Source organism: Candidatus Karelsulcia muelleri (assembly GCF_003214255.1).
Lineage (GTDB): Bacteria > Bacteroidota > Bacteroidia > Flavobacteriales > Blattabacteriaceae > Karelsulcia > Karelsulcia muelleri_B.
In genome coordinates, this window is sequence record NZ_CP029011.1 from 1 (window position 1) to 14585 (window position 14585).

The 14585-nt window shown below is 20.3% G+C and carries 9 protein-coding genes and 1 pseudogene; 9 read left to right on the plus strand and 1 reads right to left on the minus strand.

The features are described from left to right. A complete protein-coding gene (lipB, locus tag DDE61_RS00005) occupies nucleotides 1–675 on the plus strand; it encodes a lipoyl(octanoyl) transferase LipB (RefSeq protein WP_110476679.1) in 675 nt (224 codons plus the stop codon). On the opposite strand, the gene DDE61_RS00010 is transcribed toward lipB, so the two are convergent. Further along, nucleotides 672–1820 carry a lyase family protein gene (locus DDE61_RS00010; protein WP_110476682.1) on the minus strand — a complete coding sequence of 383 codons (1149 nt, stop codon included), beginning with the start codon at nucleotides 1818–1820 and terminating at the stop codon, nucleotides 672–674. The two genes, lipB and DDE61_RS00010, sit on opposite strands and share 4 nt — an antisense overlap. A gap of 91 nt (nucleotides 1821–1911) precedes the next feature. On the opposite strand from DDE61_RS00010, the gene yidC reads away from it, so the two are divergent. From yidC to DDE61_RS00050, 8 genes and pseudogenes are all read left to right on the plus strand, one after another. Further along, nucleotides 1912–3573: a membrane protein insertase YidC gene (gene yidC, locus DDE61_RS00015; protein ID WP_239493659.1), complete on the plus strand. Its 1662-nt coding sequence runs from the start codon at nucleotides 1912–1914 to the stop codon at nucleotides 3571–3573. Further along, nucleotides 3570–6215: a valine--tRNA ligase gene (locus DDE61_RS00020; RefSeq protein WP_110476686.1), complete on the plus strand. Its 2646-nt coding sequence runs from the start codon at nucleotides 3570–3572 to the stop codon at nucleotides 6213–6215. Before yidC ends, DDE61_RS00020 begins: the two co-directional genes overlap by 4 nt. Continuing rightward, nucleotides 6196–7311, plus strand: a complete 1116-nt coding sequence (gene dnaN, locus DDE61_RS00025) for a DNA polymerase III subunit beta (RefSeq protein ID WP_110467171.1) — start codon at nucleotides 6196–6198, stop codon at nucleotides 7309–7311. Before DDE61_RS00020 ends, dnaN begins: the two co-directional genes overlap by 20 nt. After that, a complete protein-coding gene (locus DDE61_RS00030; protein ID WP_110476688.1) occupies nucleotides 7308–9341 on the plus strand; it encodes a phenylalanine--tRNA ligase subunit beta in 2034 nt (677 codons plus the stop codon). The genes dnaN and DDE61_RS00030 overlap by 4 nt, the downstream gene beginning before the upstream one ends. Nucleotides 9342–9345: 4 nt before the next feature. Further along, nucleotides 9346–10425: a 3-dehydroquinate synthase gene (gene aroB / locus DDE61_RS00035; protein ID WP_110476690.1), complete on the plus strand. Its 1080-nt coding sequence runs from the start codon at nucleotides 9346–9348 to the stop codon at nucleotides 10423–10425. Nucleotides 10426–10439: 14 nt separating this feature from the next. Then, a pseudogene (locus DDE61_RS00040) lies at nucleotides 10440–11900 on the plus strand (DNA gyrase subunit A); the annotation flags it as partial. 135 nt (nucleotides 11901–12035) lie between these two features. Further along, on the plus strand, nucleotides 12036–13964 hold the full coding sequence (locus DDE61_RS00045; protein WP_110476694.1) for a S1 RNA-binding domain-containing protein: 1929 nt from the start codon (nucleotides 12036–12038) through the stop codon (nucleotides 13962–13964). Next, on the plus strand, nucleotides 13939–14583 hold the full coding sequence (locus DDE61_RS00050) for an O-methyltransferase (RefSeq protein ID WP_110467176.1): 645 nt from the start codon (nucleotides 13939–13941) through the stop codon (nucleotides 14581–14583). The genes DDE61_RS00045 and DDE61_RS00050 overlap by 26 nt, the downstream gene beginning before the upstream one ends. The last annotated feature ends 2 nt before the right edge of the window (nucleotides 14584–14585 follow it).

Below are 14585 nucleotides of genomic sequence, written 5' to 3' on the forward strand. Positions count from 1 at the left end.
ATGTATAAAAATCAAAAAGTTTTTTTTGAAAACTTAAAAAAAAAAAAATTTCAAGTAACTTGGAAATATCAAAAAAAATTATTGAATATTATTCTTAATATTTTGTTTTATAATAGATATTTTCAAAAACAATTAAAAATAATTCCTAATTACCTATTAATTGTAGAACATTCTAATGTTTATACATTAGGAAGAAGAGGATTTTATAAAAATTTATTGTTTAATAAAAACAAAATTCCAATTTCTAAAATTGATAGAGGGGGGGATATTACTTACCATGGGCCTGGTCAATTAGTTTGTTATCCTATAATTTATATTAAAAATCTCTCTTTAGAGATAAAGAAATATTTACGTCTTCTGGAAGAAGTGATAATTCAACTTCTATTTAATTTTTTAATTAAAGGATATAGCAAATTACCTGAAACAGGAGTTTGGGTTAAAAATAGGAAAATTTGTGCAATTGGAATTAAAATAAGTAGATTGGTAACAATGCATGGTTTTGCCTTAAATGTCAATACAAATTTACATTATTATAATAACATAATTCCATGTGGAATTAAAAATAAAGGCGTTACTTCTATAAAAAAAGAAAAAAAAAAGATTGTTTCTATGTATAAAGTTATTTTTTTTTTAAAAAAAAAATTAAATTATATTTTGAATATTAAATTCATTTAAATCAGATTTAAAGATTGGTTTAATAATTTTTTAATACGGGGGATATTAGGATTAATTCCAGATATACAATTTTTAGAAAAGGAAAAACAAGCCTCACCTATTAATTTGGCAGACTCTAAAAAATTCGAACCTATAACAGGTTTACAAACTCCTGAACCGGAAGCTAGAGAAATAGTAGTATCATTTCCTATCACTTTAATTGAAACCATACAGAAGGCTTCACATTGAGTGGAATTGATTTTTCCTGAGGAAGAGGGAATAATTATTTCTCCATCTCCAATTACAGAAGACATCATTCTAATATCATTAGATATTTTAAAAAGAGAAATTGCAAGATTTTTTAAAATCCCATGTGTAATTACTATTGTTTCATGTGAGGATAATGCTGAAAATTTATTTTTTGCAGTTTTAAATTCAAAACCAGTTAAATTAGAAATATAATTCACTACTTTTAAAGCAAATCGGCAATTTCCAATAGCTAATTCAAGGATATTATTTATAATGTTTTTTAATTCTTTAATTACTTTATCAAGTTGTGAAACATAAGCTGAAAATTCTTGTCCTAGGGACGGAGCATCCAGAAGATGAGTTATTCCGATTTTTATAATATTTTTATAATCAAAAGATTTTAATTTTAAGGAATTCCGTAATTTTTTTATTCCTGGAATTGTTTTTTCAATTAATATTTTATATGATGTTATCTGCATCGCAGTTGTAAAGGCATCATTAGATGATTGAGATTTATTTACATCATCATTCGGATTAATGGAAGATATTCCTTCACCTAATTTTTTGCCTGATAAAACATGAGCTCTATTTGAAATAACTTCATTTATGTTAATATTAGTTTGTGATCCAGTTTGCCAGATAACTAATGGAAAATTATTATTTAATTTTCCTTCTAATATTTCATCACAAACCTTTGTAATAATTTTTTTTTTTTTTTTAGATAAAAATCCTAATTCATAATTAGTAATTGCAGCAGCTTTTTTTAGATATGCTAAACCAGAAATAATTTCTATTGGCATAGAATATTTTTTCCCTATTTTAAAATTAATTTTAGATCTTTCCGTTTGTGCCCCCCAATATTTTTTATTTGAAACTTCTATAGTTCCTAAAGAATCTTTTTCTATCCGAAAAGTCATATATTTTTATATGTTAAAATTTTTTATATATATATTAAATTAAAAGATATATATTTAGTTTTTTATGAACCTTATGAACCTTATGAACCTTATGAACCAAAAAAGGAAAAAAAATTTATATTTCCTGATAGGAATAGGAATATATTTAATTTTTTTCTTATTTTTAATTTATTTTTTCTTTTTTAATCTGAAAAAAGAAAATTCATTAAATAAAAAAAAAATAGAACTTTTTAAAAAAGAATTAATTCAAAATAATTTAATTAAAACTCAAGAGTTAAAGTTAAAAAAAATTAAAGAAAAAGAAGTTATTCTAGAAAATAATGTTTTAAAATTAAGTTTCTCCACAATAGGTGGAAATATTAAAAATCTTTTTTTAAAGAAAAATACAAATATCTCTATAGAAACTGATAATTTTTCTCTTCTTAAAGAGAATAGCTCTTTATTTGGATTAGAATTTACTAATAAATTTGGTAAAAAAATTGAGACTTATAAACTTGAATTTCTTCCTGAAATTAAAGAAGATCTATTTAAATATACTCTAAATATGCATGCTCAATTAGAGCCGAATGTTTCTATTGATTATGTATATGTTGTTTATAAAGGAAATAATTATTATATAGATTTTTTTATTAAATCTAAAGGTCTTTCTGAATATGTCTCAAAAAATTCTTTTAATTTTGAATGGAGTCAAAAAATATTAAATCTTGAAAAAGAAAAAACAATAGAAAAAAAATATACTAATATCTCCTTTAGGATTAATTCAAAAAAAAATAAAATTAATTTTTTTGATAAAAAAAAATATTCTTTTAAAGAATTAGATAATTTATATTGGATCGCTAATAAACAACAATTTTTTGCATCTATTTTATGCTTTAAAAATCAATTAACAATTGATAATTCAAAAAAAATTTTAATTTATTCTGAAAATCTCAATTCTGATTCCGAATTAAAATTTTCTGAATTAAAAATTCCCTTTCTTTTAAAAAAAGAAGAAGAATTAAATTGTGATTATAAATGGTATTTTGGACCATTAGATTATCATATCTTAAAACAATCTAAAGATGGTTTTGAGCAAATAATTCCTTTTGGAAAAGGAATAGCCAAAGTTTTAAATAGATATTTTTTTTTAAATTTATTTGAACTTTTTGAAAAAGCTAATATTAATTCTGGAATAATAATCATTTTAATGACTATTGTAGTAAAATTACTTCTTTCTCCAATTACTTATTCTCAATATAAGTTCAATTTCTTCATGCAAAATTTATTAATGCAAACAAAATTTTTTTTAAATCCACAGATTTTAATTGAATTTTATAAAAAAATTGGAATTAATCCGATATATAGTTTATTAGGAAATATGATTCAAATACCTATATTTTATTCATTAATGAATTTTTTTCCAACATTAATAAATTTAAGAGGAAAAAGGTTTTTATGGGCAAAAAATTTATCTTATTCTGATAGAATTTTAAATTTAAATTTTAATATTCCAATTTATGGAAATCATATAAGTTTGTTTAATATATTTAATATTCTAATATTATTTTTTTTTCCAAAAATAAGGAAAAGGAATAGGTTTTATAAATCTAAAACAAATAGAATATATATATTATTTTATATAATGATGTTATTCTTTTTTAATAATTATCCTTCTGGAATATATATATATTATATTTCATCTAATATAATTAATATTTTATTCTATTCTCTAATAGATTTTTCTTTTCAAGAATTGAAAATTCCTATAATATGAACTTTTTAAAAGGATATGATACTAAAAAAGTAGAAAAGAAAATATATCAATATTGGATAAATAAAAATTATTTTTCATCTATTCCAGATAATAGAAAATCATATACTATTATAATGCCTCCACCTAATATTACTGGTATTTTACATATGGGGCATATTCTTAATAATACAATACAAGATATCTTAACCCGTTATGCTAGAATGAAGGGATATAATGCATGTTGGGTGCCTGGTTTAGATCATGCTTCTATTGCTACAGAAGCCAAAATAGTTTTTAATTTAAAAAAAAAAGGAATTTCTAAAAAAAAAATAGGAAGAAAAAAATTTTTTAATTATGCATTAAAATGGAAAAAGAAATATGAAAAAATTATAATTAATCAATTAAAAAAAATTGGGTGTTCTTGTGATTGGAAAAGAAAAAAATTCTCTTTAGAGAAAGAAATTACTGATTCTGTTACGAAAATATTTGTGAAACTTTATAAAGAAGGAAAAATATATAGAAAATATAGTATTGTTAATTGGGATCCATATGCTCAAACTACCGTTTCAAACGAAGAAATAATATATAAAAAATATAATGGAAAATTATATTATATTAAATATAAAATTGAAGGACAAAATAATTTTGTAACAGTAGCTACTACAAGACCAGAAACTATACTAGCAGATACAGCCATTTGCATTAATCCAAATGATAAAAGATTTTTGTTTTTAAAAAATCAAAGAGTACTTAATCCATTAAGTTTAAAATCAATTCCTATTATTGAAGATGATTTTGTTGATATGAATTTTGGTACAGGATGTTTAAAAATTTCTCCTGCTCATGATTTAAATGATAAATTAATTGCTGAGAAACATCATTTATCAATTATTAATTTATTTGATGATAAAGCCTTTTTAAATAAAAATGGATTAAATTTTTTGGGATTAAATAGATTTAAAGCAAGAAAAAAAATTATTCAATTTTTGAAAAAAAAAAATCAATTAGTAAAAATTGAAAATTACATCTATAAAATAGGAATTTCTGAACGGACAAAATCTATAATTGAACCCAAATTATCATTACAATGGTTTATAAAAATGAAAGATTTTATTTTTCCTACTTTAAATTTTGTGAAAAAAATTAATATTTATCCAGAGAAATTTAAAAAAAATTTTTATCAATGGCTTTATAAAATTAATGATTGGAATATCTCTCGTCAATTATGGTGGGGTCATCGATTACCGGTTTATTATTACAATAATAAAGATTATGTTGTTTCAGAAACAATTGAAGAAGCTTTAATAGAAGCACGTTTAAAAAGTAATAATAATTTTTTATCATATAAAGATCTTAAACAAGAAAATGATGTTTTAGATACATGGTTTTCTTCCTGGTTATGGCCTATATCTATTTTTGATGGCATTAGAAATCCTAATAATAATGAAATTAAGTATTATTATCCTACTCAAGATTTAGTGACTGCACCTGATATCTTATTTTTTTGGGTAATACGTATGATTATGTCAGGATATTATTTAATGAATAATTATCCTTTTAAAAATATCTATTTTACTGGAATAGTGAAAGATAAAAAAAATATAAAAATGTCTAAATCTTTAGGAAATTCTCCGAATCCTATTGATTTGATTAAAAAATATGGTGCTGATGCCGTTCGTGTTGGAGTTTTATTAAGTTCAAATGCAGGAATTGATTTAATTTTTGATGAAAATATTTGTATAAAAGGAAGAAATTTAACTAATAAAATTTGGAATGCATTTAAATTAATAAAATCTTTTAAAGGAGTTTTTTATTTAAAACCAAACTATTCTGATGAATTAACCATTAAATGGTTTTATTATAAATTGAATAAATGTTTAGAATTGATAAAATATTATATAAAAAATTATAAAATTTCAGAATCTTTTCTTTTAATTTATAAATTATTTTGGAATGATTTTTGTTCATTTTTTTTAGAAAAAATAAAATCTAAAATTTTAAATAAAAAAATAAGAAATAAAACAATATTTTTTTTTAAACAAATAATAAAATTATTTCATCCTTATATTCCATTTTTAACAGAAAAAATTTGGCAATTTTTGAAATTAAAAAATTATGATAATGATTTAATCATTACTAATTGGCCAATTCCAATTAGTTCAATTTATGAAAAAGAATTTATTAAAAAATTTAATAGATCTCTTAATTTTTTAAAAAAAATTAGAAAATTATGTGTTTTAAATAAATTTGGAAAAAAAGAAAAATTAATTATTTTAATTGAAAATAAAAATTTTTTATTTTATTCATTATTTTTAAAATTAGGAATTATAAGTTCTTTAATTTTTTTAAAAAAAGAAAAAAAAAATTATTTTTCATTTTCATTTGAAAGAAAAGAATTTTTTTTAAAAAAAAAAATAAAAAAACTTTCTTTAAAAGAAAAAGAAAAGATTAATAAAAAAATATTTTTTTATAAACTTTTTTTAAAATTTATTAAAAAAAAAATTGATAATCAAAAATTTTTGAAAAAAGCTTCATTCCAATTAATTAAAAAAGAAAAAAAAAAAGAAATAGATTGTATTCAAAATATTTTTTTTTTAAAAAAAAAAAAAAATAAGATTTTTGATCCTACTAAATTAAAAAAATATGAAATTTATATCTTCTAGTAATGAGCTATTACGATCCTTAAAAGATATTTTATATGTTATAAATATAACTAATAAATTACCAATTTTAGAAAATTTTTTATTTAAAATAAAAGAAAAAAATGTGTTAACTATAACTGTTTCGGATTTAGAAATTACTATGACTATTAGTCTAAATATTAATTCTATTAATTTTGGGAGTGCTGTAATTCCTCATAAAATTTTACTAGAAATTTTAAAAAAGATTCCAGAACAACCTTTAACTTTTTGTAAAGAAAAAGAAAATAAATTAAAAATTCTTTCTCAGAATGGAGAATATGATTTATCTATTTTTTCTTCAGAAGAATATCCAAAATATTCTTTATTAAGAAATAATAATCATTTCTTAATTTCTGAAAAAATATTATTAAATATTATAAATAATACTTTATTTGCAGTAGGAAATGATGAAATTCGTCCAGTTCTTAATGGAGTTTTTTTTGATATAGAAAATAATATTTCAAATTTTGTTTCAACAAATTCTAATTTGTTAGTAAAATATTCTATAAAAGATTTGAGTTTTAATAAAGAAATTAGATTGATTATTCCTAAAAAACCTTTAAATTTATTAAAATATAATTTAAATGATACAAATAATAATGTTTATATATCATATAATGATTTAAATACATCTTTTTTTTTTAAAAACAAAAAAATTATATGTAGTCTTCTAAATGGAAATTATCCAAATTATAAATCTCTTCTGAAGAAGAAGTATAATAAAATCTTAATTATAAATAAAAATTATTTTCTTAATGCTATTAAGCGGGTAACATTATTTTCAAATAGATTAACCTATCAAATAATATTAAATTTTTCTAAAAAAAGATCTCAAATATCTTCATTTGATATAAATTATAATAAGAAAGCATTTGAATATTTATTTTGTAATTATGATGGAGAACCATTAGAAATAGTTTTTAATTCAAAATATTTAATAGAAATATTATCTAACATTAATTGTGAGGATATTAAATTTGAAATGTTAAATAATAATTCTTCTTGTAGAATATCACCTCTTATGAAGAATTATAAAAAAGAAGAAATATTAATATTAATTATGCCTTTATCTAAATGAAAATCTCTTTTAATTGGTTAAAATTGTATCTTGATACTGAAGTATCTATTAAATTTATTTGTAAAATATTAACTGATATAGGACTTTTAGTAGAAAATTTAAAAAAAATAAAAAATTTAAATTCTTTTCAAGAAGATTATTTAATAGAATTAAATATTCCTACTAATAGGAGAGATGTAATGAGTCATTATGGAATAGCAAGAGATTTAAATATTGCTCTAAAATCTAGAGGATTTAAATCTAAAATGAAAGATTTCCCATCTGTTTCTCTTTTTAAAAAAGAAATTAATTTTAAAAACCTTAAATGTTTTATCGAAAAAAATAAAAAATGTATAAGATATTCTTATACTACTTTATCTAATATTAAAGTTTTAGATTCTCCTAATTGGTTAAAAAATTACCTAAATAATATAGGTTGTATTTCTACAAATAACATTTTAGATATAGAAAATTTTATTTTGTATGAATTAGGGAAACCTATCAGAATTTATGATTTAGATAAAATTAAAAATTTTTCTCTTTCTTTAAAAGAATCCCCCAAAAAATTTTGGTTTAATAAAAAATTTTTTTCATCTAAAAATGATTTAATATTATTTAATGAGAAAAATCCTATTTGTATAGCAGGTTTATTAGTTAATAAGAATTTTATTGTTGAGAAATTAACAAAAAATATTTTTATTGAAAGTGCTGATTATTCAGCAGAATATATTTATAAAATTGCCAAAAAATATAATATAAAAAATGAGTTTTCAATTAGATTTGAAAGAGGATTAGATCCCAATTTAAATATTTATGCATTAAAACGGGCTGCATTATTAATAAAAAAACTTTCTGGAGGAAAAATTTCCTCCAAAATAGTGGATTTTTATCCAGAAAAACCAGAAAAAAATATAGATCTTTTTATAAGATTTAACAAAATTAATAATATTATTGGATATAATTTAAATTTTATTAAAATAAAAGAAATATTAATTTTATTAAAAATTAAAGTTTTAAAAGAAAATTTTAATGGATTAAAAATTAAAATTCCGTTCTCTAGAAAAGATATAACCCGGGAAATAGATGTTATTGAAGAAATATTAAGAATATATGGATATAATCATTTTAATTGTAAAGAAAAAATTTATTTTTCTTGTAAAAAAAGAAATTTTCTATTAAAAAAAGAAAAGATGATTGAAAATATGATTTCTAATCAATTAAATTCACATGGTTTTTATGAAATTTTAAATAGTTCTTTAACTGAAACAAAATACTCAAAATATGAAAATAATAATTTTTATGAAAAAATATTTATTTTTAATTCAAAAAATAAAAATTTTTCTTTTTTAAGAGATAATCTTTTATTTGGGATACTTGAAAAAATTTCATCGAATAAAAATAAATATAAATTTTTTGAATGGGGAAAAAAATATTTTTTTTATAAAAAAAATATTTTAGAAAATAAAACTCTTGGAATAATTTGTGCAAAGAATAATAATTATAATTCTTTTTTTAAATTTAAAGGAATTATAGAACAATTAATAATTAGATGTGGAATAAATGTTGAGAATCAAAAAATATATAAAAACGGAATTTACTTTAATTATAAAAAAAATATAATTTGTAATATTGGATATATTAAAAAGGCTATTTTAGAAGAATTTGAAATTTTACAGAATATTTTATATGCAGATATAAATTGGGATATTATTCTTCTTCTTTTAAAAAAAGAAGAAAAAAGTTTTTTTAAAAAAAAATATCATAAATATAATTTTACTATTTATAGAAGAGATATTTCTTTACTCATTGAGAAAAAAATTTCTTTTGAAGAAATAAAAAAACTTTCTTTTTATAAAGAAAATAAAATTTTAAAAAAAATTCATTTATTAGATGAATATAATTCGAAAAATTTTCCTTTTGGAAAAAAATCTTATACTATAAGTTTTTTTTTTCAAAATTTGAAAAATAATTTAACTGAAACTATAATTGAAAAAACTATTAATAAATTAAAATTTATTTTTATAAAAAAAATAAAAGCTATTATAAGGTAAAATTATGAAAATATTAAATACCCCATATTATGGAATTTATTTTGGTGAAGATTCTTATATAAAAAAAAAGAATTTTTTTTTAAAAAATTTTTCTAAAAAAATACTTTTAGTAGATAATATTTCAAAAAAAAATTGTTTAAATTATTTTTTATCTAAAATAGATTTTTTAAAAAAATATTATATAATAAATATTCCTTCAGGTGAAGAAAAAAAAAATATTGAAACTTGTAAAGTTATATGGAAAAAATTATTAGATATAAATGCAGATAGAAAAAGTCTTTTTTTTAATTTAGGAGGAGGAGTAATAACAGATTTGGGTGGATTTGCATGTTCAGTTTTTAAAAGAGGATTAAATTTTATTAATATTCCTACTACTCTTCTGGGGATGATAGATGCCTCTATAGGTGGAAAAACAGCTATTAATTTTTTATCATTAAAAAATGAAATTGGATTATTTAATTTTCCTAAAGGAGTTATAATCGATAATAATTTTTTAAAAACTTTATCAGAAAATGATCTGAAATCAGGATTTGCAGAAATAATGAAATATGGATTAATATCAGATATTAATCTCTGGAAAAAAATAAAAAATTTGATTTTAAAAAAAAAAAAACTAATATATAGTTATAATTTAATTATAAATGCTATAAAAATAAAAAATTCTATAATAGAAAAAGATCCTTTAGAAAAAGGATTAAGAAAAATTTTAAATTTTGGTCATACGATTGGACATGCAATAGAAAGTTATTTTATTTACAATTTAAATAAAAAAATTTCTCATGGACATAGTATAGCTATAGGAATGATATGTGAATCTTGGATTTCATATAAAATGAAAATGATAACAAAAAAGGAATTTGAAGAAATAAATATGATAATCTCATTATTATATGATAATATCAAAATCTATAATTCACATATATCAAAAATAATAGATTTTATGAAACATGATAAAAAAAATGAAAATAACAAAATTAAATTTTCTTTATTAAAAAAAATAGGATATTCTATTTTTAATAAAGAAGTAGATTTCTTTTTAATAAAAAAAAGTTTTCAAAAGACTAATATGATTAATTTAATTTAATTGAATTGAATTGAATGGAAAAAATTATTTCAATAAATCTTGAAGAGGAAATAAAAGCTTCATATATAGATTATTCTATGTCTGTTATTGTTTCTAGGGCACTTCCTGATGGAAAAGATGGCTTAAAACCTGTTCATAGACGAGTTTTATACGGAATGTATGAACAAGGAGCCTTTAATAAGAAAAATTATAGAAAATCTGCTAGAATTGTGGGTGATGTGTTAGGGAAATATCATCCTCATGGAGATAGTTCAGTATATGAGGCTATAGTAAGAATGGCACAAAGTTGGTCTTTACGTTATCCTTTAATAGATGGTCAAGGGAATTTTGGATCTATAGATAATGATCCTCCTGCAGCAATGAGATATACTGAAATTAAACTTCAAAAAGTCTCTGAAGAAATGTTATTTGATCTTAAAAAAGATACAGTAGATATAAAACTTAATTTTGATTCTTCTTGTAAAGAACCTATAGTACTTCCAACTGTTATTCCGAATTTATTAATAAATGGCTCTTCAGGAATAGCAGTTGGAATTGCGACCAATATGCCTCCTCATAATATTGTAGAATCTATAAATGCTATTTGTTCTTATATAGAGAATACAGATATTTCGATAGAAGAACTTATGAAAGATATAATAGCTCCTGATTTTCCTACAGGTGGAATTATATATGGATATGAAGGTGTAAAAAAAGCTTTTTTAACAGGACGGGGCAAAATTTTATTAAGATCTAAAGTTTTTTTTGAAAAAATAGGCGGCTGTTATTGTTTAATTATTAAAGAAATTCCTTATCAAATAAGGAAAGAAGATTTAATAAAAAAAACCCTTAAATTAATTAAAGAAGAAAAATTAGAAGGAATTTCTAAAATTAGAGATGAATCTGATAGAACTGGGATGAGAATAGTTTTTTATTTAAAAAAAAATGTTAATAAACATTTATTATTAAAAAATATTTTTAAATATACTCCTTTAGAAACAACATTTAGTGTTAATAATATAGCATTAGTTAATGGCAAACCAGTACAACTTAATTTAAAAGATATAATAAAACATTTTGTAAATCATAGACATGAAGTTATTATTAGAAGATCGAAATTTGATTTAAAAAATGCAAAAGAAAAAGCACATATAATAAAAGGTTTTTATTTAGTATTAGACAATATAGAAACTGTAATTGAATTAATTAAATCTTCTAAAGAGAAAAATCATGCAAAAAAAAAATTATTAATTAAATTTAATTTATCAGAAAAACAAGTTAAAGCAATTTTAAATTTAAAATTAAATTCACTTACTAAATTAGAAAATGAAAAAATAAAAAAAGATTATTTAAAATTAAAAAAAGATATATCTTATTTTACTAATATAAAAACTGATATTTTTTTTCAAAAAAAAATAATAAAAAAAGAATTAAAACAAATTAAAGAAAAATATGGAGATTTAAGACGTACCCAAATAGATTATTTAGGAATAAAATCATCATGATGCAGTTTAAAATTAATAAATTTAATCTTCTAAAGAAAATTAAAAAAAACAACTAAATTTTATTTTTAAAAAATTATTTATTATAATTAATTAAAAAAACAGAATTATTATTAAAAAAACAGAATTATGTCTAATAAAAAAAAAAAAATTTCTTCAAGTTTAGAAGATATAATGAATTTAAATAAAAATGTTAAATTATCAGATTTTGATTGGAGTTCTTATGAAGTATCTTTTAGTAAAAAAGAAATAAAAAAAAGAAAAAAACTTGAAAAGTTATATACTGAAAATTTACAAAGAATAGAGGAATTTTATATTTATAAAGGAAAAATAATTCAATTAATTGATAGAAATGTTATTCTCGATATTGGATTTAAAGCTGAAGGTTTAATCCCTTTTAATGAATTTCGTGAAAATAAAAAATTTCCTAAAATAAATGATATTATTGAAGTAATTGTAGAAAAATTGGATTATAAAGGGAAATTAATTATATCTTATAATAAAGCAAAAAAATTAAAATCTTGGGAAAGGATTCAAAATTCTTGGAAAAAAAATGAAATAATAATATTTTTTGTGACTGCTCGTACTAAAGGTGGTCTAATAGTAGTTTTCTTTGGAATTGAATGTTTTTTACCAGGCTCTCAAATAGAGAAAAAGCCTGTAAAAGATTTTGATTATTATGTAGGCCAAACAATGGAGGGAAAAATAGTAAAAATAAATAATAAAACAAAAAATGTGGTTGTTTCACATAAAATTTTATTAGAAAAAGATCTTGAAAAGAAAAAATTAATTTCTCAATTAGAAAAAGGTCAAATATTAATAGGAATAGTAAAAAATTTAACCCATTATGGGAGTTTTATAGATGTAGGTGGTGGAATAGATGGATTATGTCATATTACAGATATTAGTTGGGAAAGAATAGACCATCCTTCAGAAAAATTAGAAGTTGGACAAATAATTAATTTTGTGATTTTATCAATTGATCAAATTAAAAATAGAGTTCAACTGGGATTAAAACAGTTACAAACTAATCCTTGGATTCATTTCGAAAAAAAACTAAAAAAAGGAAAAGTATTAATAGGGACAGTTAGTGTGGTAACAGATTATGGAGCTTTTGTAGAACTTTTTCCAGGTGTAGAAGGATTAGTTCATGTATCTGAAATGTCTTGGCATCAACAATTAAAATCTGCAAAAAATTTTGTAAAAATTGGAGAAAAAGTAAAAATTTTAATCTTAAATTTAGAGCATTCAGCTCAAAAAATGTCTTTAAGCATGAAGAGACTTTCTCCAGATCCTTGGGAAAATATAGAAAATAAATATCCATTAGGGACGAGAAATATTGGTACTGTTAAAAGTTTTACTAATTGTGGCGTTCGGTTAGAATTGGAACCTGGAATAGAAGGGTTATTATATAATTCTGATATTTCATGGACAGAAAAAATAAAATCTGGATTAGATATTTATAAAAAAGGAGATTTAGTTCAACTAATTGTGTTAGGTTTAGATGTAATGACACGAAAACTGAATTTTGGTTGTAAACAATTAACAAAAAATCCTTGGGAAAACCTTGAACAAATATTTCCGATAGGAAGTATCCAGATTGGAAAAATTATAAAATTTTTTTCTAAAGGAGTAATAGTTAAATTTAATGAAACTACTATATGTGCTTTTGCACCTCTTGGGTTTCTAATTAAAAAATCTGGGATACTATTAAAACCATTTGAAGAAGCAGAATTTAAAATTCTAGAATTAGAAAAAAATTATCAAAGATTTTTTGTATCTCATTCTTCTATATTTACAAAATATGTACCAAAAATAAAAAAAGAAAAATCCTCTCCCTCTAAATCTAAATTTGAGTTAGAGGAAGAAGAGGAAGATGAAAATCTGTTTTTTTTTAAAAAAAATAGAAAAATTAAAAATAAAAATAAAAAACTTAAACTTAAACTCTCTAAAAGAGCTAAAAAAAATAAAAAAAATAAAAAAAATAAAAAAAATAAAAAAAAGAAAAAAAATAAAATAATTAAATTTATTTATGTTAATTACTTTAAAAATAGATAATTATATTAATAAAAATTTTAAAAAGGAATTAAAATACTTAGTATTATTAAGACATGAAACCTTGTTAAAAACACATTATTCAAAAATGTCTATAACTCCTTATGAAGGAAGGTTATTAAGTCTAATTTCAAAATTAGTTAATCCAAAACTAATATTAGAAATAGGAACTTTTACTGGATATTCAACTCTTTGTTTAGCAGAAGGATTAAAAAAAGAAGGAAAATTAATTACAATTGAAAAAAATAAAAATTGGAAAATTATTTCTGATAAATATTTTCATTTGTCTCCTTTTTCTAAAAAAATCTCCTCCCTACAGGGAGATGCACTGAAAATAATTCCCAATTTAAATCTTAAAAAAATTGATTTAGTTTTTATAGATGCTGATAAAAAAAATTATTCAAATTATTTTGATCTTGTCATTTCTAAAATGAATAGTGGAGGAATTATTTTATCAGATAATGTGCTTTGGCATGGCAAACTATTTAATAATATAGAAAATTATGATAAAATTTCAAAATATATAAATATTTATAATAAAAAACTTTCCCAAGATCTAAGAATAGAGAATATAATTATTCCAATAAGAGATGGGTTAAGTTTATCTTTTGTAAAAATATAATT

What these genes read in the sequence shown, in the direction of transcription:
- lipB (WP_110476679.1), top strand. Translation starts at nt 1, where the DNA reads ATGTATAAAAATCAAAAAGTTTTTTTTGAAAACTTAAAAAAAAAAAAA.
- DDE61_RS00010 (WP_110476682.1), bottom strand. Translation starts at nt 1,820, where the DNA reads ATGACTTTTCGGATAGAAAAAGATTCTTTAGGAACTATAGAAGTTTCA.
- yidC (WP_239493659.1), top strand. Translation starts at nt 1,912, where the DNA reads ATGAACCAAAAAAGGAAAAAAAATTTATATTTCCTGATAGGAATAGGA.
- DDE61_RS00020 (WP_110476686.1), top strand. Translation starts at nt 3,570, where the DNA reads ATGAACTTTTTAAAAGGATATGATACTAAAAAAGTAGAAAAGAAAATA.
- dnaN (WP_110467171.1), top strand. Translation starts at nt 6,196, where the DNA reads ATGAAATTTATATCTTCTAGTAATGAGCTATTACGATCCTTAAAAGAT.
- DDE61_RS00030 (WP_110476688.1), top strand. Translation starts at nt 7,308, where the DNA reads ATGAAAATCTCTTTTAATTGGTTAAAATTGTATCTTGATACTGAAGTA.
- aroB (WP_110476690.1), top strand. Translation starts at nt 9,346, where the DNA reads ATGAAAATATTAAATACCCCATATTATGGAATTTATTTTGGTGAAGAT.
- DDE61_RS00045 (WP_110476694.1), top strand. Translation starts at nt 12,036, where the DNA reads ATGTCTAATAAAAAAAAAAAAATTTCTTCAAGTTTAGAAGATATAATG.
- DDE61_RS00050 (WP_110467176.1), top strand. Translation starts at nt 13,939, where the DNA reads ATGTTAATTACTTTAAAAATAGATAATTATATTAATAAAAATTTTAAA.